Origin of the sequence: Yokenella regensburgei, assembly GCF_051486985.1 — a bacterium.
In the GTDB taxonomy this organism is placed as follows: Bacteria; Pseudomonadota; Gammaproteobacteria; order Enterobacterales; family Enterobacteriaceae; genus CBFFRJ01.
In genome coordinates this window covers 23,382-45,304 of the sequence record NZ_JAHVDV010000038.1, presented here as the reverse complement: position 1 = coordinate 45,304, position 21,923 = coordinate 23,382, and the positions used below count along the sequence as shown (strand labels likewise).

At 54.2% G+C, this 21,923-nt stretch carries 18 protein-coding genes; 4 read left to right on the top strand and 14 right to left on the bottom strand.

The features are described from left to right. Nucleotides 1-370 precede the first annotated feature (370 nt). The 8 genes from araD to yiaK all read right to left on the bottom strand — a co-directional run bounded on the left by araD (nucleotide 371) and on the right by yiaK (nucleotide 8,066). Nucleotides 371-1,066, bottom strand: a complete 696-nt coding sequence (gene araD, locus KXR87_RS20770) for an L-ribulose-5-phosphate 4-epimerase (protein ID WP_437434112.1) — start codon at nucleotides 1,064-1,066, stop codon at nucleotides 371-373. Beyond that, entirely contained in the window at nucleotides 1,060-1,920 is an 861-nt protein-coding gene (locus KXR87_RS20765) for an L-ribulose-5-phosphate 3-epimerase (protein WP_437434111.1), read from the bottom strand. Before KXR87_RS20765 ends, araD begins: the two co-directional genes overlap by 7 nt. Nucleotides 1,921-1,922: 2 nt before the next feature. Further along, a complete protein-coding gene (gene ulaD / locus KXR87_RS20760) occupies nucleotides 1,923-2,576 on the bottom strand; it encodes a 3-keto-L-gulonate-6-phosphate decarboxylase UlaD (RefSeq protein ID WP_437434110.1) in 654 nt (217 codons plus the stop codon). Beyond that, nucleotides 2,573-4,078 (bottom strand): FGGY-family carbohydrate kinase, encoded by a 1,506-nt coding sequence (locus KXR87_RS20755; protein WP_437434109.1) that lies wholly within the window; start codon nucleotides 4,076-4,078, stop codon nucleotides 2,573-2,575. Before KXR87_RS20755 ends, ulaD begins: the two co-directional genes overlap by 4 nt. A 167-nt stretch (nucleotides 4,079-4,245) precedes the next feature. Next, nucleotides 4,246-5,565 (bottom strand): MFS transporter, encoded by a 1,320-nt coding sequence (locus KXR87_RS20750; RefSeq protein WP_437434108.1) that lies wholly within the window; start codon nucleotides 5,563-5,565, stop codon nucleotides 4,246-4,248. Between the two features lie 53 nt (nucleotides 5,566-5,618). Then, nucleotides 5,619-6,554 carry a DUF4862 family protein gene (locus tag KXR87_RS20745; protein WP_437434107.1) on the bottom strand — a complete coding sequence of 312 codons (936 nt, stop codon included), beginning with the start codon at nucleotides 6,552-6,554 and terminating at the stop codon, nucleotides 5,619-5,621. A gap of 34 nt (nucleotides 6,555-6,588) precedes the next feature. Further along, nucleotides 6,589-7,056 carry a YhcH/YjgK/YiaL family protein gene (locus KXR87_RS20740; RefSeq protein ID WP_437434106.1) on the bottom strand — a complete coding sequence of 156 codons (468 nt, stop codon included), beginning with the start codon at nucleotides 7,054-7,056 and terminating at the stop codon, nucleotides 6,589-6,591. 11 nt (nucleotides 7,057-7,067) lie between these two features. Then, the gene (gene yiaK / locus KXR87_RS20735; protein ID WP_437434105.1) at nucleotides 7,068-8,066 is read right to left on the bottom strand and encodes a 3-dehydro-L-gulonate 2-dehydrogenase; all 999 of its coding nucleotides are present in this window, start codon (nucleotides 8,064-8,066) and stop codon (nucleotides 7,068-7,070) included. 368 nt (nucleotides 8,067-8,434) lie between these two features. Between yiaK and yiaJ the strand changes: the two genes are divergently transcribed. Together yiaJ and KXR87_RS20725 are read left to right on the top strand one after the other, a co-directional pair. Beyond that, nucleotides 8,435-9,250, top strand: a complete 816-nt coding sequence (gene yiaJ, locus KXR87_RS20730) for an IclR family transcriptional regulator YiaJ (RefSeq protein ID WP_437434104.1) — start codon at nucleotides 8,435-8,437, stop codon at nucleotides 9,248-9,250. A 120-nt stretch (nucleotides 9,251-9,370) separates the two neighbouring features. Beyond that, nucleotides 9,371-9,844, top strand: coding sequence for a 4Fe-4S dicluster domain-containing protein (locus KXR87_RS20725; protein WP_437434103.1), 474 nt, complete (start codon nucleotides 9,371-9,373; stop codon nucleotides 9,842-9,844). Between the two features lie 638 nt (nucleotides 9,845-10,482). Here the strand turns inward: KXR87_RS20725 and avtA are convergent. After that, complete coding sequence (gene avtA, locus KXR87_RS20720) at nucleotides 10,483-11,736, bottom strand: valine--pyruvate transaminase (RefSeq protein WP_437434102.1); 1,254 nt, start codon at nucleotides 11,734-11,736, stop codon at nucleotides 10,483-10,485. A 178-nt stretch (nucleotides 11,737-11,914) separates the two neighbouring features. Further along, the gene (locus KXR87_RS20715; protein WP_437434101.1) at nucleotides 11,915-13,945 is read right to left on the bottom strand and encodes an alpha-amylase; all 2,031 of its coding nucleotides are present in this window, start codon (nucleotides 13,943-13,945) and stop codon (nucleotides 11,915-11,917) included. A gap of 317 nt (nucleotides 13,946-14,262) precedes the next feature. Here KXR87_RS20715 and KXR87_RS20710 point away from each other — a divergent pair, with 317 nt between their 5' ends. Then, nucleotides 14,263-15,090: a protein bax gene (locus KXR87_RS20710; protein ID WP_437434100.1), complete on the top strand. Its 828-nt coding sequence runs from the start codon at nucleotides 14,263-14,265 to the stop codon at nucleotides 15,088-15,090. A gap of 56 nt (nucleotides 15,091-15,146) precedes the next feature. Here KXR87_RS20710 and xylR read toward each other — a convergent pair whose 3' ends face one another. From xylR to xylF, 4 genes are all read right to left on the bottom strand, one after another. Continuing rightward, nucleotides 15,147-16,328 (bottom strand): D-xylose utilization transcriptional activator XylR, encoded by a 1,182-nt coding sequence (xylR, locus tag KXR87_RS20705; RefSeq protein ID WP_437434099.1) that lies wholly within the window; start codon nucleotides 16,326-16,328, stop codon nucleotides 15,147-15,149. Nucleotides 16,329-16,421: 93 nt separating this feature from the next. Then, complete coding sequence (xylH, locus tag KXR87_RS20700) at nucleotides 16,422-17,603, bottom strand: xylose ABC transporter permease XylH (RefSeq protein ID WP_437434098.1); 1,182 nt, start codon at nucleotides 17,601-17,603, stop codon at nucleotides 16,422-16,424. Continuing rightward, entirely contained in the window at nucleotides 17,581-19,122 is a 1,542-nt protein-coding gene (locus tag KXR87_RS20695; protein WP_437434097.1) for a xylose ABC transporter ATP-binding protein, read from the bottom strand. Before KXR87_RS20695 ends, xylH begins: the two co-directional genes overlap by 23 nt. Nucleotides 19,123-19,205: 83 nt before the next feature. Then, complete coding sequence (gene xylF / locus KXR87_RS20690; protein WP_437434096.1) at nucleotides 19,206-20,198, bottom strand: D-xylose ABC transporter substrate-binding protein; 993 nt, start codon at nucleotides 20,196-20,198, stop codon at nucleotides 19,206-19,208. A gap of 362 nt (nucleotides 20,199-20,560) precedes the next feature. Here xylF and xylA point away from each other — a divergent pair, with 362 nt between their 5' ends. After that, on the top strand, nucleotides 20,561-21,883 hold the full coding sequence (gene xylA / locus KXR87_RS20685; RefSeq protein ID WP_437434095.1) for a xylose isomerase: 1,323 nt from the start codon (nucleotides 20,561-20,563) through the stop codon (nucleotides 21,881-21,883). Nucleotides 21,884-21,923: the final 40 nt, after the last annotated feature.

Genomic DNA, 21,923 nt, shown 5'->3' with positions numbered 1-21,923 from the left:
CGGAGGGGATAGCCTGCAGGGATGCAGGCTGGTCCCCGACCCGACAGCACGGCGGCATAAGACGAACGGACCGCGCTGCGGCGATTTTCCTCGCCGGGAGCCCGGGTTGCAAGGGAGGCGGCGGCGAGCCTCCCTTGCACGTTCACGGGTGCGGTGGCTTCAGAGAAAAATGAACTTACGGTGAACGGAACCATTCCACGTAGCCTGCATGGGACTGTTCCACTATCTGTAACAGCCCCCTTTGGCACCCGTGCGGAATTTTCCCCCTCACCCTGCCCCCCGAAGGGGCGAGGAGAGCTCGCTGGGGTGGGCTGGTGTTCTCCCTCTCCCTGTGGGAGAGGGCGGGGTGAGGGCATCAGACCGCAGAGGACTACTGCCCGTAATACGCGTTCGCCCCGTGCTTACGCAGGTAGTGTTTATCCAGTAACTCTGACTGCATGGCGGGCAACTGCGGCACCAACTGGCGAGAGAACAGGCCCATAAAGGCACACTCTTCCAGCACCACTGCGTTGTGTACCGCGTCATGGGCATCTTTCCCCCAGGCAAACGGGCCGTGGGAGTGCACCAGCACCGCAGGCACCTGCATCGGGTTCAGGTCGCGCGCTTCAAAAGTCTTAATGATCACTTCTCCGGTTTCGTACTCATACTCACCGTTGATCTCCTCAGCGGTCATCAACCGCGTGCACGGGATGGTGCCATAGAAGTAATCCGCATGCGTTGTGCCCCAGGCGGGCAAATCCAGACCCGCCTGCGACCAGATAGTGGCGTGACGAGAGTGGGTGTGGACAATACCGCCAATCTCCGGGAAACGGCGATAGAGCGCCAGGTGCGTCGGCGTATCGGAAGAGGGCTTCTTGTTACCCTCCACCACCTTGCCGCTGGCAATATCCACCACCACCATATCCTCGGCTTTCATCACGTTGTACTCCACGCCTGACGGTTTAATCACCATCAGTTTGCGGGTCTCATCGACCGCACTAACGTTACCCCAGGTGAAGGTGACCAGACCGTGAGCGGGCAGCGCCAGGTTTGCCGCCAGTACCTCGGCTTTCAGTTGTTCTAACATGCGAATCCTCCTTCCTGCATACGGGCTTCAATCCAGCGACGGGCCTGGATTATCTCCAGTACCGGCTCTTTGGCTTTTTCGGTCCACATTTCAATCAGAAATGCGCCGCGATAATTAAGATCCTGTAACGTGCTGAAGACGTTGACGAAATCCACGCACCCTTCGCCGAACGGCACATCACGGAACTGGCCGGGACTGGTGTCGGTGACTGGCTGAGTGTCTTTCAGATGGATGGCCGCGATACGGTCGATGCCGAGCGCCAGCTCTGCCGGAACGTCGTTGCCCCAGGCACTGAGGTTACCCACGTCCGGATAGACGGTGAACCACGGCGAGGCGAGCATCTCGTCCCACTTTTTCCACTTGGTGATGGAGTTCATAAACGCGGTGTCCATGATCTCCACCGCCAGCATCACCTGCGCGCCTGCGGCCTGTTCCACCGCCCACGCCAGCCCTTCGGTAAAGCGCTGCTGGGTGCCCGCATCATGCTCTTCGTAATACACGTCATATCCGGCAAGCTGGATGGTGCGAATACCCAAATCCCGCGCCAGCTTGATAGCTTTGGTCATGATGTCTCGCGCACGTTCGCGCACGGCTTCATCGCGGCTGCCGAACGGGAAACGGCGGTGTGCGGAAAGGCACATCGACGGAATCGACACATTGGTCTCCAGCATCGCTTCCACTAACGAGGCGCGCTGGGCGGTGGTCCATTCAAGTCGTGCGAGGCGTTCGTCGGTTTCGTCGACGGACATTTCCACGAAGTCGAATCCGCAGCTTTTAGCCAGAACCAGACGTTCCGGCCAGGAGAGCGCTTTCGGTAACGCTTTTTCATAAATACCTAATGGGTGGTTACGCATGATCAGGCTCCCCAGATGTCGCGAATGCGCGTGTGGAACGCTTCAGCCACCTGCTGCGGATTCGTGGCACCCGACAGGGCGCGTCCGGCAATAAAAGCTTTCACGTTGATCTCTTTAAACAGCGGCAGGTCGGCGGGGGTAATACCGCCGGTGACGGACAGCTCAAGGCCGATATCCGACAGTGCTTTCATCCGGGTCAGGTCCGCGTCACTCCACTGCTGGCCGCTGGCCTGGGCATCACGGCCACGATGATAGATTGCCTGCCGCACACCGGTGCTGTACCAGGCGCGGGCATCGTCAAAGGTCCAGTTACCAAAGAGCTCAATCTGAATTTCACCGCCGCGTGCAGCGGCAACAGCATGGCCTTTTTCAATGGTGGCAAGCGGGGCAGCACAGATAATGGTCATCCAGTTGGCACCCGCACCCAGCGCCTGATGAGCCAGGGTTTCACCCGCGTCGGCCACTTTCCAGTCGGCGACAATGATTTTTTCCGGGCACTGGGCGCGCAGGGCGCGCACAGCATTCAGCCCTTCGCTGAGGCAGAGAATGGTGCCTGCTTCCACAATGTCTACATGGTCCTGTAACAAGGTCACGTCGCGCTGTGCAGCGGCAAGGTCGGTGTGATCGAGCGCCAGCTGCAATAATGGTCGGCTCATAAAGAGTGCTCCTTAATACGGGCCTGATAGCCCTGAAGTGCTTCAATTAAAATCTGGTAGCGGTGATATTTGCGCTGGTAGGCCGCGTGGGCATTTATGTCCGGTGTCAGGGTGTGCATTTCATAATTGAGGGTCTGCTGGGCATCGGTGAAGCTGGCGTAAACACCGGTGCCGACGAGAGCGGCAATGGCCGCGCCAAAGCAGCCGGTCTCCTCCACCTGCGGCAGTTCAACAGGCAGACCGCTAACGTCTGCCAGCATCTGCATCCAGACGCGCGAATGTGCCGGACCGCCGGTGACGCGCAGGGCACGCACATCGGTAAATCGCTCACGCATGCGGCTGAGGTGCGTCATGTGGCTGAACACCACCCCTTCGTAGACCGCCTGTAGCAAGTGTGCGCGGGTATGCAGCGCCTGCATGCCATAAAAGCCGCTGGTCATCTCCAGCCCGGCGTTGCTGCCATACAGGAACGGCAGGAAGAAGACCTCGCTGGTGCCTTTCGGCAGGTCGTCGACAAGCTGATTGATGTCGTCAAAGCTGATGTCGCCCCACTGCGCGGTCAGCCATTCGAGGTTGCCGGAAGAGGTGGGGCTGGCCTCGTGCACGATGTATTGCCCGTCGTTGACGTAGCGACCGTAGACAAAGGGGTGAGGTTCGTTATCACGCAGTCCGTCAGCGATGCCGCTGGTGACCGCCCAGGTTCCCATGACGGCGTTGAGGGTGTGCTCGTCATCCAGTCCGGCGCAGAGCGCGGTAGAAACCACATCAAACAGACCGCCCACGACGGGAGTTCCCGCCGCAAGACCGGTCATGGCGGCTGCCTGAGAGGTGATTTCACCGCTGATTTGGGATGAACCCACAATGGGCGGCAGCGCAGCGTCTGTTTCGCTGATGCCCAGCCACTGTGTCAGGCAGGGATCGTACTGCCCGGTGGTCATATGGTAGAGGTTGGACTCAGAGATGTTGCTCTCTTCGCACCCCTTCACGCCGGTTAGGCACCAGCGCAGATAGTCGTGGCCCATCATCACGCAGCCAATCTGTGCGTAACGCTGCGGCTCATTCTCTTTCACCCAGCGCAGCAGCGAGGCGGGGTGCCCGGTCCATAAGGTCTGACGCGTTAACGGGTAGAGTTTTTGTGGGATGCCGTCCTGCTGCCAGCGTTTGACGATCTCCATCGCCCGGCGGTCAGAAGAGAGGATGGCGGTACCCAAGGGTTTGTCGTTTTTGTCCAGCAAAAACAGTCCCTTGCCTTGAGCAGAAATACCCACGCCTTTAATTTGCTCGCCACGCACGCCGCTGCGTTGCAGAAGCCGGGCAATGGTCGCCGCACAGTGCTGCCACAGTGCCGTCATGTCACGTTCCGCCCAGCCGGGCTGCGGGCTAAGGGTGCGAACGGGCTGGCGTTCAATAGCGAATTCTTTGCCCTGGCTATTGTACAGGCCTGCTTTCAGATAAGTACCGCCACAATCGATACCCAGCCAGAAGGTCTCTTTTTCACTCATCTTTTTTTCCTGGTGTTGCCCTCTCCCATAAAGGAGGGGGCAGGGGTGAAGACATCAGGCCACACCTTGTTTGCCCCCCTCTCCCGGTGGAAGAGGGTCGGGGTGAGAACATCAGGCCACACCTTGTTTGCCCCCTCTCCTGGTGGGAGAGGGTCGGGGTGAGGGCATCAGGCCGCTCGTTTGGTGACATTTACGGCACCCGCAGACGACGCAGCGGCATCACACCTGGACGGCAGCAGCAGCGCCATCAGCGCGGCAATCGCAAGAGAAATCGCCAGGCAGTAAACGCCCGCATCTTTGCTGTAGAGGGTAATCAGCACGCCCACCGCATAAGGACCGCAAAAGCCGCCAAGGTTACCCAGGGCGTTAATCACCCCGCGTGCGCCGCCGGCCATTTCGGCACTGAACAGACGAGCAGGAATGGTCCAGAACACACCCGCAGCGGATTGCAGGAAGAAGCCGCAACCGACCAGTGCGGTATAGGAGAGCCAGACGCTCTCTTTGAGCACCACGGAGAGGAACATGCAGGTCGCAAAGCCAATCAGCGGCAGAGAGACGAACAGCTTGCGTTTTCCTGTGCGGTCAGACAGGGAAGAGAAGAGGAACATCCCGGCAATCGCACCGACATACGGCAGAATAGCGAGCATCCCGACCTGGCCCATACTGGTGTGAGTCAGTTCTTTCAGGATGGTCGGCAGCCACAGGGTGTAGCCATAAATTCCGGTCTGGTAGAAGAAGTTCAGGGCGATGAGCTGCCACATGGTGCGGTCAGAGAGCACGGCGCCGAGCGAGGCATTCACCACGGTTTTACCCGCGATGGCACGCTGTTCGGCGGCGAGGGTTTCTACGAGGTAATTCTTCTCTGCGTCAGAAATCCAGCGGGCCTCCTGCGGACGGTCATAGATGGTCAGCATCCACAACACCAGTACGACGAGGGAGAGCAGGCCTTCGATGATGAACAGCCAGCGCCAGTCGAGAGCGGTGATGATCCAGCCGGACAGCGGGGCGGTGATGATGCCGGCAATCGGCACGAACATGATAACAATCGCGTTCGCACGGCCACGTTCAGCATCCGGGAACCAGTTACTGATCATGGTGAGCACCACGGGTAACATGCCCCCTTCTGCGACACCGAGCAGGAAGCGCAGCGCCAGAAGCTGGTAGTGGTTAGTGACAAGCCCGGTGAGGACGGAGATCACAGCCCAGGCGACGAGCGACCAGCCGATGAATTTTTTACCGCTGCCGTGGACGGCAATTTTGCCGCCCGGCACCTGCAAGAAAAGGTAACCGAGGAAGAAAATACCACCCGCCAGACCTGCCATGGTCGCAGTAATACCTAACTCCTGATCCATACCGCCAGGCATGGCAAAGGCGATATTCACGCGGTCCATATAAGAAATAATGCAGGCGATAAGAATAGGAGGAATAATTCTTAACCAGCGCTGGCGCGGAATATCCGCAGATGTAGTGTAAGAGGAAGTGTTCATATTAATCTCTCGTTAAAAGTAACTGGCCTTGCGATTAAAGTGACGCTTTATATTTATTGTCTGGCTTTGTTTAACGCGTTAATGCCATCGCGTAATATGGCTATGCGATGATTCGCATCAGCATTAGCATCAATTTCCAGCAACTTAATACCGGCAAACTGTAGTTTTGCTGAGTCAGCCACATTAAATAATTCTTTAGCACTTTCTACCGTGAGCAGGCTTTCCGGGCAGAAAGGGGCAAATGGTGTGTGCAGGTCAGTCCATTCGCCGTAGGGGCCGTCGGTAGCGGTGCCGGAGAACATTAGCGCCCCCAGTTTTCCTGCGGCTTTCACTGCCTGAGTGTGGGTCAGTGGCAGGGTGGTGTTACGCCCTTCAATCGCTGAGCGCGCCCAGTTGATGCAGATATCAATGTTGTAACCCGCGAGCGTCTCCAGCACGTTTTCCAGTGGCAGAAAACCCTTGCGTGGCGCAGGTTGGTTCATGGAATCACAATGTTCCAGTACGAGTGAGCATGACCAGTCCCAGCCAGCAATCTCTTTGATGGAACGGGCAAACGCATCGGTCGCCTGCGCCACGTTCGCATTGCCAGCCAGCGGAGCCGCCTGCAGTTCAAGGCTGATAACCTTGCCCGCAAAACGCCTGTTTACCGCGTTGATTTTGTTCAGTAAATGACGATGGAATTCGACGCATGCCCTGCGCTGTTCTTCATCACTGGAGGCCAGACCGAACGCGCCATTGCCGCCGCCACGCCGACGCATGGTCTCCGGGATGGCGGTGACGACCACTTCCCACTCCTGCGGCGTGTGCTGGAACAACCACTCATCGCCATAGGGGTGAAAGTGCTCGTGGCACGGTTGTTCCAGCCCGCGAATATGGGGTGTGTCCGCGAGCAGACGCCAGAATTCCGTCTCTTCTTTTTCGCTCTTTTGGTGAAATGAAGGCGCACAAGGGTATGCGCCGACAATATAACCGGCGTTATTATTTTCCATTATTCACTCCATCGGTAACGGTACAGCAATCGGATTAATTTAGTGCAGAGACTGCCACCTTAACCACTATTTTTCTGATGGCGGTTTGCCGATTTTTATTACATGCCGGGCGGTGCACATCCTGCGGGAAAAATATGGCGTAGCTTCCCGGTATCATTTCTATTAAAGATTCATTTTCACTGTCTTGATAGAAAATAATATCCCGCTGATCCAGTAATTCTTCGCTCACCACATTATTTCCGGTATCAATGGCGACACCAATCTGTTCTTCACCGGAATATAAAAACTGTATATCCAGATAGCGGCGGTGCACTTCCGGGCGCAGTTCATCATGCGGGCGGGTAGTTAAATCGAGGATCTGCGCGTAAATCGTGCGACCTTCGATTTCAACCACGCCAGGCTCCAGTTTGCTGAAGTCTGTGGTGCGCAGAAAATCCAGCGCTTTTTCAATCGCTGCCGGATACCGGCAGGCGTTGGGTTGAGAAATATGACCATAAATCATGATGCTACTCCTTACAGCGCCTTAATTTTTGCCCAGACGCTGTCGTCTACAGTGATCCCGTTGCGACGGTTCTCTTCCAGCAGGCGGGTAAACTCATGACCCGGCAGACGAACAGGTACGTTTTCGTCGGCACGTTCAGCAGTAGTGATGTAATCCATGATGCGCTGCAGCTTGGCATCGCGTGTGGCACCGTCGATCAGTTTGTCCACTTCTATGGCAATAAAGACCTGCGAAATATTAAACTCGTCGCTGTTGTCCTCGGTCACGGCGGCAACGGATGAGCCGTCAGAAAGCAGCGTGGCGATCATATCCAGCACAATAGAGAGGCCGGAACCTTTCCAGTAGCCCATCGGCAGGATGCGGCGGTTTTTCTCAATCGGCGCCGGGTCTTTGGTGAGATTACCTTCGTCGTCAAAGCCACCGTCCACCGGTAACTGGCGGCCTGCCAGACGATTCACTTCCAGCATGCCGTAGGAGAACATCGACATGGACATGTCCACCATGGTGATGGGCGTGGACGGAATGGCGACGATAAGTGGGTTAGTCCCGATACGGCACTCTTTCGCCCCCCAGGGTGGCATCACGGCAATGGAGTTGGTCCAGCAGATACCGATATAGCCTTTTTCCGCCGCCTGCCAGCCGTAGCTACCGCCACGCATCCAGTGGTTGGCGTTACGCACGGCGACCAGGCCAATTCCGTGGTCGGATGCCAGTTCAATGGCGCGATCCATCATTTTTTTGGCAGTCAGGTTGCCGATGGAGCGCTGCGCATCCCACTGTTCGATAGCGCCCAGCGAGGTAATACGTTCAGGCTGCGCATCGGGGATGATGTCGCCATTTTCCAGCTGCTGGATAAAGCGCGGGAAACGGTTTACGCCATGTGAATAGACCCCTGACTCGGTAGTGCGGGCAAACATTTCTGCACAGGCGTCAGCGGTTTTCGCCGCCACGCCCCGTGCCAGCAGGACGCGGGTAAATTCATTTTTAAGATCCGAAAAACTCAACAGCATACGCTCTCTCCCTAACATTATAGTTTTACATAGTGGAATGTCATTCCACTAAATTGTGCGGAGTTGCAAAAACGCGCCGACAGGCGCGGTGCGTTTTTGGGTAATTTTTTTATCCCCTCCTGGAAAACAGGAGGTGCAGTGAGACGGTAAACGCGTTTTCCCTGGTGTCGGACTGAACAATGAAAACGCTTTAAATTTCACTATGCGAAACTTGATTTCAAATATAACGATCAAATTTTCACAATGCAATTGGCGCCTGTATTTTTGAAAGACAATAAAATCAATGAATTACAAAATTTCTGTTCAGATCGTGAAGTGAAACACACTTTGCGCTACCATCAGGTCGCCACAAATGGGGAGCGGAAGCGATGAACACAAAAGAGAGTGACACCACGCAGGAAAAAGAGCGGCCGGCAGGAAGTCAGAGCTTGTTTCGCGGCCTGATGTTGATTGAGATATTGAGCAATTACCCGAACGGCTGTCCGCTGGCGCATCTGTCAGAACTTGCCGGGCTGAATAAAAGTACCGTGCACCGATTGCTGCAAGGGCTGCAATCCTGTGGCTACGTCACCCCTGCGCCTGCAGCCGGGAGCTACCGTTTAACAACCAAATTCATTGCTGTCGGGCAGAAGGCCCTGACATCGCTGAATATCATCCATGTGGCGGCACCGCATCTGGAAGCCCTGAACCTCGCCACCGGTGAAACCATCAACTTTTCCAGCCGCGAAGACGATCATGCCATTCTGATTTACAAGCTGGAGCCGACCACCGGCATGTTACGTACCCGCGCCTACATTGGTCAGCATATGCCGCTCTACTGCTCAGCGATGGGCAAGATTTACATGGCCTTTGGTCAGCCTGAGTATGTAAAAGCGTACTGGGAGACGCATCAGGAGCAGATCCAGCCGCTAACGCGCAATACCATCACCGGACTGCCAGCGATGTACGACGAACTGGCGCAGATCCGTGAAAGCAGCATGGCGATGGACCGTGAAGAGAATGAGCTTGGCGTCTCGTGTATTGCCGTACCGGTGTTTGATATTCACCACCGGGTGCCCTATGCCATCTCTATTTCTCTCTCTACCTCACGTCTGAAACAGATAGGTGAGAAAAACCTGCTTAAGCCGCTGCGTGAAACCGCAGAGGCTATCTCCAACGAGCTGGGATTTACGTTGCGCGTATAGGCATAAAGCCAGATAGGCTCAGGCAGATGACCTAACTGGCTACAACCCCTGCCAGGATCAAAGCGAGGGCGTTTGATTTTCTGGCACGCTGGCGGCAATCATCGTCTGGCGGAGTGAAAAATGAACCGTTTTATTATGGCGGATCCGGCCAAATGCATAGGCTGCCGAACCTGCGAAGTCGCCTGCGTGGTGTCGCATCAGGAAAACCAGGACTGCGCCGCCCTCTCGCCGGCAACGTTCAGCGCCCGCATCCGGGTGGTAAAGAGCGGATCATTTACGACCGCCGTGACCTGCCATCATTGTGAAGATGCCCCTTGTGCCAGTGTCTGCCCGGTGGGGGCGATCGGACGGGTGAACGGGGCGGTTTACGTCGAACAATCTCGCTGTATTGGCTGTAAAAGCTGTATGCTTGCCTGCCCGTTTGGCGCGATGGAGGTCACCCTCCGGCAGTCACAGGTGCAGGCGCTGAAATGCGACCTCTGTCTGCACCGCGAAGCGGGACCCGCGTGTGTGGAAGCCTGCCCGACCCTGGCGCTGCAATGTATAGATCCTGTCACACTGCGACAAACCCGTCTCAACATACCGCGAGCGTAACCAGTAGGCCGGTAGCTCCGCTTCTCATGGCCATGTGTACTGAGTGCCAGCGCCATGAAAATGCGCTGAAGAAATGCCCCCGCAAGGGGGCACAAAAGGAGTGACTGATTTTTTGGTTTCTTATGCCGCCAACTCAACCGGTGATTATCCCGGCTGGCTGGGGATCCCACTGGTGTTGGATACGTGATGCGTGACAGACACGTCCACATCTGTCGTCCGCCCCGCTATTGGCGGGCAGTCCATTCCTGCAGGCGCCGCTATGATAAGCACCGTTAAAATAAAACGTCGTCTGCGAGTGAATGAGTGTAATACCGATTTTCCGTTATGGTAGGAAAGGAGTGAAATAAATATTAAAAAAGCAGTAAAATATGATTAATCCTGGTTTAAATATTCTAAGTTAATAATTTTTTTAATTAAAACAACAATATAAATAATTAATCTGGAGATTAATCGCTGCTTATCTTCAAATTTTTTGTGTAGCTACATTTAACTATAAAATATATTTCTTAATTTCCTGAATTAGCTTTGGAGTGTACAAGGGGATATATGCTAATTAAAACAGAAAACTACTCAAAAAACCTTATCAAAAGAAACGTTATTTGGTCATTTTAAAAGGCCCTCCGGGGAGGGCCTTTTCGTCAGGCATGTTCACGCCAGGCGGTTTCAATTTCTTCAGCAAGCACTTTTATACCCGCTTCGATCTTATCGGGGTCCGGTACATAGTTCATGCGCATGCACTGGTGAGTATGAGGCCAGGGCTTGTCCAGCCCCGGGAAGAAGTAATGGCCCGGGACCATCAGCACGCCGCGTTTCTTCAGCCGCTGGTAGAGAAGCTCGGTGGTAATCGGCAAATCTTTAAACCACAGCCAGAGGAAGATTGCCCCTTCTGGCTTATGGATCAGGCAGCGCTCTTCAGGAAGATAGCGGCGGATGAGGGCGACAGTCTCCTGAACACGCTGGTGATAGAAAGGCTTGATGACAGTTTCTGACAAATGCAGCAGATCGTTGCGCTTAATCATTTCACTCATCATGGCAGGGCCGATGCCCCCCGGGGCAAGACTGATAATGCCGTTCATGTTGCGGATGGCAGAAATCACTTTGTCATTCGCAATGATAATGCCGCAGCGACTACCCGGCAGGCCCAGCTTCGACAGGCTCATGCAAAGAATGATATTCGGATTCCATAACGGGCGTGCTTCACTAAAGATGATGCCAGGGAAGGGCACACCGTAAGCATTATCAATAACCAGCGGAATGCCGTGCTGATTCGCCAGCGCATCGAGTTTCATCAGCTCGTCATCGGTGATCACATTGCCGGTCGGGTTCGTCGGGCGCGACACGCAAATCATCCCTGTCTCTTCACCGATGTGCAGATGTTCGAAGTCGACGTGGTACTTAAACTGGCCTTCCGGTAGCAGTTCAATGTTGGGGCGGGCAGAGACAAAAAGATCGTCTTCGAGGCCGGAATCGGCATAACCAATGTACTCAGGTGCCAGCGGGAACAGAACCTTTCTGGTACTTCCATCGGCGCGTCGGCCTGCAAAAAGGTTAAACAAGTAGAAAAATGCGCTCTGGCTGCCGTTTGTCAGTGCGATGTTCTGCGGTTCAATATCCCAGCCAAACTCTTTTCGCAGCATCGCAGCGAGCAAAGTCAGTAGCTCAGACTTACCCTGAGGGCCGTCATAATTGCAAAGCGCATCAGTGGCTTTGCCATTTTCCAGCATCTGTGCGAGCAGGTTGTGGAAGTAATCGGTCATGGCCGGGATTTGTGCCGGGTTTCCCCCGCCAAGCATGATGGCTCCGGGGGTGCGCAGACCGTCGTTGAGGTCTTCCATCAGGCGCGTGATGCCTGCATGGCGGGTAAATTTGTCGCCGAAAAGTGAGAATGTCATAGCAAGGGTTCTGTCGGTCTGATTTTAAAAATGGCTCACCATAGCGCTACATACCCTGCTGTGCAAATCGGAGGAGAGGGGGTTGTGTGAGATTTTATTTCACTTATTTTTGATTGTATGGATTTTTATTTTGCTTTGGTCACCTGGCTCCCTCATGGCAGAGGGAGCCAGGTCGGTCTTAGCGATTGCCCGCCCAGACCACCATTACCTTGTCCCCGGCCAGTGTGCGAGTAAAGCCATACCCCTGTTGCAGGCTGAGCGTGGTCTGTTTTCCACCTCCCAGTGCCGGATGGCGGGCACGGAACTGCCCCAGGGTTTGCCAGTGGCGCAGCCGTTGTGCCTCGGTGGTGTCGATATCCTGCCAGTTCATGTCTGAACGTGTCCCCTGAAGCGGGTCTGAGCCGGTGGGGCCAAAAGGCCGGTTTGTCTCGTCGCCGTAAAAAATCTGTATCGCGCCCGGTGCCAGCATTAATAACTCTGCCGCCTCCTGGCCCCCATCGCGGAAGAGGCGGGTATCATGGGAAGAGAGGTAGCTCAGGACGTTAAAGCTTTGCAGTTTTTCCGCCATTTGCTGCCAGACCAGATCCATGTCGGCAAGGCATTTGACCGCGCTGGCCGCCTGCTCCTGATAATCAAAATTGATCATCGCATCGAAACCGTGGTTGTAGTAATCACTGCGCATCACGCCGTGCCCCCAGGATTCTCCGGTCATCCAGAACGGCGCATCGTCGATTTTTTTCTGTGGGTTGGCTTTTTTCCATTCCACCAGTGCCTCGCTTGCCTGGGTCTTCAGCTGTTGCCAGGCCGCAAGCTCAACATGTTTGGCGGTGTCGACGCGAAAACCGTCAATGCCGTAATCGCGTACCCATTGGCTCAGCCAGTGCGTCAGGTAATCGCGTGGCGTATAGCCTGGCTTTTCGCGGGCTGCGGTATCGGGTTTATGCTGATAGAAAACCGGCAGGCCGGACGGCGAGGTGGACTCTGTTTTAAGATCCGGCAGAAAGGCCAGCGACATGGTTAAATCGTCAAACCCAGGATTGTCGTAATTGCCAATGTCGGTACGGATCCAGTTTTTACCCCACCAGTTTTGCCATGCGGTTTTATCGCTGAAGTTAATGTAATCGTTAAAACTGTGCCAGCTTTGCCCCGCTCCAGGACGCCAGTCGGTCCAGCGTTCGCCGAGGATTTTTTTGCGCTCTTCGCCCTGTACATACAAGGCGCCGAACTGAAACTCCTGCATATCCGCGAGGGTGGCGTAACCGGTGTGGTTCATGACGACGTCAAACAGGATGCGAATGCCGCGCTTGTGCGCTTCATCAACTAACTGGCGTAACTCTTCCCCGGTACCCATATTGGCATCCAGTCTCGTCCAGTCCTGTGTGTAATAGCCGTGATAAGCATAATGGGGGAAATCGCCTTTTGTTCCGCCGCCTACCCAACCGTGAATTTGCTCCAGCGGCGAGCTTATCCACAAAGCGTTAACCCCAAGTTGTTGCAGGTAGTCAAGCCGGCTGGTGAGTCCCTTCAGATCGCCGCCGTGAAAGGTGCCAATCTCTTCCATTCCGTCTTTGTGTCGACCGTAGCTGTTATCGTTCGACGGATCGCCGTTAACGAAACGGTCGGTCAGCACAAAGTAGAGCGTGGCGTTTTGCCAGCTAAAGGGCGCCGGTGCGTCTGTTTCGGCGCGTTCAAGCAGTAACAGCCCCCCGCTATTTTCTGCGGGAGCCAGAGTGATTTTGCCATGATGGACGGTGGTCGTTTTCTGGCTGTAGAAATCGCGAACCACGCTGCCTTCAGGAAAGGTCTGGCTGACGTCCAGCGTCAGCGGTTGACCGTCCCAGACCGGACACTGACGCCTCACATCCACGACTTTCTCTGCTGCTTCGCTTTTTACTGACAACATCAGTGTCGGTGTACCCGAACGGGTATCAATCTGAATGCGGTACTCGCCTTCACGGAAAATGCGCCAGCGCGGTGCCTCTGCGGCACAGGGCTTGAGTGAGAGCATCTGATTGAGTTTGATCTCCCCTGAGGGCTGCCAGCACTGCTGATCGGCTTGCAGAGTCAACGGATAGGATCCTTTTTGCAGCCTGGCTTCGCTGCGCCATACGCCGGTGCCGTCATCCTTAAACGCATTAAATCCGGTCGCAGACCAGTTCGCACTGGCGATGGCCGGTAAAAGCAGGGCAAAAAGGGGGCTGTATCTCATCTCAATCCTTCCCGTAACGTCTGTTTTACTCATCTTGCCATTAGCACAGGCCTGCAAACTCCTCCTGCGCGCGTTATCGCAGGGAGGAGGACGAAGGGTGAGTGATCGCGCGCAAAATTTGCCCAAGATTTGCGATAATCGCCACATTTTTAACGCATTTTTTTCGCTTTCTGGTTGATTCGTGATGACAGGCTTTCGGAATTGGCTTATTTCTGTACGTGCTCTGAGTGGTTATTTTTGGTATGATTTGAGATTCCGCTCTCAAAATTGTGAAAAAAATAAGGTGTTGGAATGTTTATATCCGACCAGGAGACTTAATGATATCGACTCCCTTGCGACGACTTGGGGCTACGATACTCATGTTTCTCACCATCGTATTTTCAGGTGAGGCGCTTGCCCAAACGCACAGCAAAACAGTGAGTCACAAGGCCCAAATCTCAAAGACGACCGGTAAAAAACAGGTAAGCAGTAAACAAGAGTATTCTCGCAATAGTGTAAATAGCAGTTCACTTCCTGATTTGCGAAAATACCCTTCCGGAGCACCAAGAAAGAAAGCGTTTCTCCGGACCGTAATGCCCTACATTACTCGTCAAAATGCGGCCATCACTGCCGATCGTAACTGGCTAATGGAACGTCAATACAGCCAGCAATGGTCGACGTCCGATCGTTCGCGTCTTAAGGATATCGCCAAACGCTATAAAATTAGCTGGTCTGGCAATACCCGCCGTATTCCGTGGAATGCGTTAATGGAACGCGTGGACATTATTCCGGACAGCATGGTGGCGACCATGGCCGCCGCAGAAAGCGGTTGGGGTACCTCTAAGCTGGCGCGTAATAACAATAACCTGTTCGGCATGAAATGCGGAAAAGGGCGCTGCACTAACGGTCCTGGAAAAGTGAAAGGCTATTCGCACTTCGAGTCTGTTGAAGCCTCCGTGAATGCGTATGTGGTGAACCTCAATACCCATCCGGCTTACTCGTCGTTCCGTAAGTCCCGTGCGCAGCTGCGTAAAGCGGATCAGGAAGTAACGGCCAGCACTATGATTCACAAGCTCAAAGGCTATTCAACGAAGGGCGCAAGCTATAACAATTACCTGTTTGCCATGTATCAGGATAATCAGCGTTTAATCGCCGCCCATATGTAATTGCACAAACGCCTTCCAGTTGGAAGGCGTTTTATTTTTGCCACTCTGACGCCACGCTAAGGCAGCAACACTTCCCCGTAGCGTTCGCGGTACTCCTTCGGTGTACTGTCATACGCTTTGCGAAACACCGAATAGAAATACTGTAGCGATGGATAGCCACACATCTGGGAAATCTCATTGATTGAAAGTGAAGTGGAAACCAGCAGGCTGCGCGCTTTCTCCAGCTTTTCCGCATGAATTACCGCATGAATTGTTTCGCCCACTTCCTCTTTAAAGCGCTTTTCCAGATTCGAACGCGAAATTCCCACCGCATCCAGCACCTGATCCACCTTAATGCCCTTACAGGCGTGGTTACGGATGTAATGCATGGCCTGGATAACCGCCGGATCGTTCAGTGAACGGTAATCCGTCGAACGTCGGGCAACCACACGGACCGGCGGCACCAACAGGCGCTGTAATGGCATCGTTTCATTATCAAGCAGGCGATGCAGCAGCTTGGCGGCCTGGTAACCCATCTGACGGGTCCCTTGCGCCACTGACGAAAGGGCCACGCGGGAGAGATAGCGTGTCAGCTCTTCATTATCGATGCCAATCACGCAGAGCTTTTCTGGTACCGGAATATGGAGGTGGTCGCAGACCTGTAAAACATGGCGTGCGCGGGCATCGGTAACGGCAATAATGCCCGTTTGTGGCGGGAGTGTTTGCAGCCAGTCGGCCAGCCGGTTCTGCGCATGCTGCCAGTTCTCCGGTGCCGTAGTCAGCCCTTGATAAACCACACCGCGATACTTCTCCTGGGCGACGAGCTGGCAAAACGCATGCTCGCGCTCTGCGGCCCAGCCCTTTCCGCTGGACGGCGGCAGACCGTAGAAGGCAAAACGGTGTACTCCTTTCTCTTTCAGGTGCAAAAACGCATGTTCAACCAGTGCGTAATTGTCCGTAGCAATATAGTGAACGGGAGGGTAGTGCTCCGGGGTATGGTAGGAGCCACCCACGCCGACGATAGGCACGTCCACATCGGCCAGCAGTCGTTCGATTTCAGGGTCATCATAGTCAGCGATCACCCCATCACCGAGCCACTCCTTGATATTCTCGATACGGGTACGGAAATCTTCTTCGATAAAAATATCCCATTCTGATTGTGACGCCTGCAAATATTCGCCAACGCCTTCAACGACCTGGCGGTCATAGGCTTTGTTGGCATTGAATAACAACGTAATGCGGTGGCGCTTTTCAAACATGTCGGTTCCGTCGCTAATGAATCATCAACTCTGCTTATCATATTCAGTACACTGCCGGAGGAAAATTTTCCGGCAGTGTGACCATTATTGCGATCATGCCCGACGTTTGGTGGCGGAATCCATCCATACCGCCAGCAGTAAAATCGCCCCTTTGACGATGTACTGCCAGAACGTCGGCACGTCCATCATACTCATGCCATTATCCAGCGAGGCCATAATGAAGGCCCCCATCACCGCCCCCGCCACGCTACCGATACCGCCCGCGAGGCTGGTTCCCCCAATCACACACGCGGCGATGGCGTCCAGCTCGGCGATATTACCTGCCGAGGGGGAGCCTGCACCGAGGCGTGAGCTCAGGATCAAACCGGCAATCGCCACCATCAGGCCATTAATAGCAAAGACCGCCAGCTTGGTGCGTTCCACATTAATCCCTGAAAGACGAGCTGCTTCGAGGTTGCCACCAATAGCGTAAATGCGTCGACCAAAGGCGGTGCGTGTAGCCATGAACATTCCCGCCATCAGCAGGAACACGAGCAACAGCACCGGGGTTGGAACACCACGATAATCATTCAGTAGCCAGATTGCGCCGAGTGCCAGCACGGCAATCAGTGCCTGGCGACCGACGACTGACGTGGAAGCTGGTGTCGCCAGCCCCAGCGACTGCCGACGTAGCCGGCCACGCCACTGCCACAAAATGAAGGCGACCAGCGCGAAAGCGCCCACGCCAAAGCCAACACCATCAGGCAGATAACTTTGACCAATTTGCGACATAGCGCTACTGGTAGGAGAGACGGTGGTGCCATTCGTGATACCAATCAGCACGCCGCGAAAAGCGAGCATGCCCGCCAGGGTGACGATGAAAGAAGGTACTTTACGATAGGCGACCCACCAGCCGTTCCATGCCCCTAACAGCAGCCCGAGTACCAGCGTCACCACAATGGTCAACGGTAACGGCCAGCCCAGCCAGACGTCAAAAATGGCCGCTGCGCCGCCTAACAGGCCCATCATTGAACCGACGGAAAGGTCTATTTCAGCCGAAATAATCACAAATACCATGCCTACCGCCAGGATGCCGGTAATGGCGGTCTGGCGCAGCAGGTTGGAGACGTTGCGTGCGCTTAAGTACGCACCGTCGGTCATCCAGGTGAAAAAGAGCATGATCACGGCGATGGCGGCAATCATGACAAACACCTGTAAGTTCAGGGATTTGAGTCCGGAAAATGCCCCAGGTAGCGGGGCGGATAATTTCATTTCAGACGGGTTGCTTTTCGACATGATGTTCGCTCCTCAGCGCCGCTTCCATGACCTGCTCCTGGGTCAGTTGATGATTAATAAGGGAGGCTTTTAACTTGCCTTCATGCATCACCAGCACCCGATCGCTCAGCCCCAGCACTTCAGGTAATTCGGATGAGATGACGATAACGGCGATACCCTGCTGTACCAGTTGATTAATAAGTTTATAAATTTCGTACTTTGCCCCGATATCAATGCCGCGCGTCGGCTCATCCAGGATGAGAATGCGCGGGTTGAGCAGCAGGCAGCGGGCCAGAATGGCCTTCTGTTGATTCCCTCCGCTCAGGCGACCAATTGCCAGGTCTGGCGAGGAGGTTTTGACCTTGAGGCGTTGCAGCGACTGCAAAATGCAATGCTGTTCGGCGGCGTCGTCCAGACTACTGAGCTTGCCGGTAAACTGGTGTAATGCCGCGAGCGTGATGTTTTTGCCGACCGCCATCACCGGCACGATACCGTCTTTTTTGCGATCTTCCGGTACCATTGCGATGCCATTGGCAATCGCCTGCTGACAGTTGTTGATTTCTACCTGCCTGCCATCGAGAAAGATTTTCCCTTCCCAGCGTCCAGGCCAGACGCCAAACAGGCACTGAACGGCTTCGGTGCGCCCCGCCCCGACCAGCCCGGCAATGCCCAGAATCTCCCCGCGCTTAAGGGAAAAGGAGACGTCATTGACCCGCTTGATGTGACGATTCACCGGGTGCCAGGCGGTGAGGTGCTCAACACGGAGGATCTCATCCCCCGTGTCGTGAGGTTCATTGGGATAGAGTGCTGTGAGTTCGCGGCCTACCATCATGGTGATGATGTCATCTTCGCTCATCCCCGCAGCATCGCGCGTACCGATGTGCTGCCCGTCGCGGATAACACAAATCACATTTGATATTGCTTTGACTTCATTGAGCTTGTGAGAAATATAAATGCAGGCGATACCGTGATGCTGCAGATCACGAATAATCTCCAGCAGTACGGCAGTTTCCTGCTCGGTGAGCGAGGCGGTCGGTTCGTCGAGAATCAATAACCGCACCTGCTTATTCAGCGCTTTCGCTATCTCCACCAGCTGCTGCTGGCCAAGGCCAAGATCGCCCACCCGGGTATCCGGTGAGATGTTCAGGCTCACCTGGGCGAGCAGCTTTTCGCAACGCAGGGTCATGGTGTCGTAATCCATTACGCCATGACGTGTGATTTCGGTGCCGAGGAAGATGTTTTCAAGCACCGTCAGATGCTTCACCAGCGCCAGTTCCTGGTGGATGATGGCAATGCCTTTGCGTTCGGTATCACGGATATGGCCGGCTTGCAGCGTTTCGCCTGCAAAAACGATGTCACCCTCATAGGTGCCCCACGGGTAGATGCCGCAAAGTACCTTCATCAGTGTGGATTTGCCGGAGCCATTTTCGCCGCACAATGACACCACTTCCCCTGCGTTAAGTTGCAGGCTGACGTTATCCACGGCTTTGACCGCGCCAAAGGCCTTGGTGATGTTCTTCATTTCAAGTAAATAAGGCATAACTGCTCCACGTCATTCGGGGTATTCACAGTGCCTGAAGAGAGAACCCGGCATGCCTCCTTGCTGGAGGCATGCCGTGAGGCTTATAGCTGGTCTTTCTGATGGAAGCCGTCTTTGATAACCGTGGCGTCGATGTTGTCTTTGGTGACTTCGATAGGCGTCAGTAAGCGGGAGGGGACCTCCTTCAGACCGTTGTTAAGGGTGGTATCGGATTTGGGGGTTTTGCCATTGCCCAACTCAACGGCAATTTCTGCGGCGGTGTTTGCCAGCTGCGTGATGGGCTTATAGACCGTCATCGTCTGGCTACCGTTGATAAGCCGTTTGATACCCGCAAGGTCAGCATCCTGACCTGAAATCACGACTTTTCCGGCGAGCCCCTGGGCACTTAATGCCTGAATCGCGCCGCCAGCGGTGGCGTCATTGGAGGCAACAACGGCATCAATTTTGTTATTGTTGGCCGTCAGCGCATTTTCCATAATTTTCAGCGCATTTTCTGGCAACCAGCCATCTACCCACTGATCGCCAACGATTTTAATTTTTCCACTGTCAACATAGGGTTTTAACACTTTCATCTGACCGGCACGGAATAACTTGGCATTATTATCAACCGGTGAGCCACCCATTAAGAAGTAATTCCCTTGCGGCACTTTGCTGACAAGACTTTGTGCTTGTAACTCACCCACTTTTTCATTGTCAAAAGAGATGTAAAAATCGATATCGGCATTATTAATCATGCGGTCGTAAGCCAGCACTTTAATCCCTTCCTGTTTGGCTTCTTTTACGACATTACTTAATACCTGACCGTTGTATGGAATAATGACCAGAACATCTACGCCGCGGTTTATCATATTTTCAATTTGCGACATCTGCGTTTCTTCATTTCCGTTGGCTGACTGCACGAACACGGTGGCACCCAGCGACTCGGCCTTCTTCACGAAAATATCACGGTCTTTTTGCCAGCGTTCGAGACGTAAGTCATCGATAGCCATACCAATTTTTACTTCTTTCGCGTGACCCGCCATGCTGGCGAGCAGCAATGAAGCACAGAGAGTAAGGCAAAGGTTCTTTATCTTCATAATAGTAATACCTTTTGTAGGGTGACAAAGCTGAGATAAAAGAAACATGCACTGCGTCGATCGTTGCAAATTTTTAACACGGAAGCAGGAGCTGGCAATTCCTGATTTTTATCCAGGCGTTATGATTTTTGGTTTATTTGTGGAAGTTTGACCGCGATCTGATTTTAAAATAAGCGGAATCGGTTTTGCGAAAAAAACAGGAAGGGCACCGCAAAAATAATAGCCCAGTTTTTGCGAGACAGCGCACATTTGCGTATTCTCTTAATGGCAGTGTGAAATAACGTAATTGAGCAAGGCAATGAGACAACTCAGTATTACTTCGAGAGTGAAACTTTGCCGCACACCTGATTATGGAGCTCAATATGCAAGCTTATTTTGACCAGCTCGAACGTGTTCGTTTTGAAGGCCCGACTACCACCAATCCATTAGCGTTTCGCCATTACAACCCGGACGAGTTGGTGCTGGGTAAACGAATGGAAGATCACCTGCGCTTTGCCGCCTGTTACTGGCACACCTTCTGCTGGAATGGCGCAGACATGTTTGGCGTGGGCTCCTTCGACAGGCCCTGGCAGAAGCCGGGAGACGCGCTTGAGCTGGCGAAACGCAAAGCTGACGTTGCATTTGAATTCTTCCACAAGCTGAATGTGCCCTACTACTGCTTCCACGATGTTGACGTCTCACCGGAAGGCGCATCGCTGAAGGAATACATCAATAACTTCGCGCAAATGGTGGACGTGCTGGCAGAAAAACAGCAGCAGAGTGGAGTCAAGCTGTTGTGGGGTACCGCCAACTGCTTCACCAACCCGCGCTACGGCGCCGGTGCCGCCACTAACCCGGATCCTGACGTATTCAGTTGGGCCGCTACCCAGGTCGCCAATGCCATGAATGCCACGCATAAACTCGGCGGTGAAAACTACGTGCTGTGGGGAGGGCGTGAAGGGTATGAAACACTGCTTAACACGGATTTGCGGCAGGAGCGCGAGCAGATTGGCCGCTTTATGCAGATGGTGGTCGAGCATAAACATAAAATTGGCTTCCGTGGCACGCTGCTGATCGAGCCGAAGCCGCAGGAGCCGACCAAGCACCAGTACGATTATGACGTGGCAACGGTGTATGGCTTCCTGAAACAGTTTGGTCTGGAAAAAGAGATCAAAGTTAATATCGAAGCCAACCATGCGACCCTGGCGGGGCACTCTTTCCATCATGAAATCGCCTCTGCCATTGCGCTGGGAATCTTTGGTTCAGTGGATGCCAACCGTGGCGACCCGCAGCTGGGTTGGGATACCGACCAGTTCCCGATTAGCGTTGAGGAGAATGCGCTGGTGATGTATGAAATCATCAAAGCGGGCGGGTTCACCACCGGTGGTCTCAATTTCGATGCCAAAGTACGCCGCCAGAGCACCGATAAATATGACCTCTTCTATGGCCACATCGGGGCGATGGACACTATGGCGCTGGCGTTAAAAGTCGCAGCGCGAATGACCCAGGAGGGCGAGCTCGATAAGCGTGTGGCAAAACGTTACGCAGGGTGGAATGGTGAACTGGGCCAGCAAATTCTTCAGGGGCAGCTAACGCTTGCGGAGCTGGCGAAGTACGCTGAACAGCAGAACCTGGCGCCAGTTCATCAGAGCGGGCATCAGGAATTGCTGGAGAATCTGGTTAATCATTACCTGTTCGACAAATAATCGCCTGAGGCACTCAACGGCCCGGTCAGCGATCGGGCAT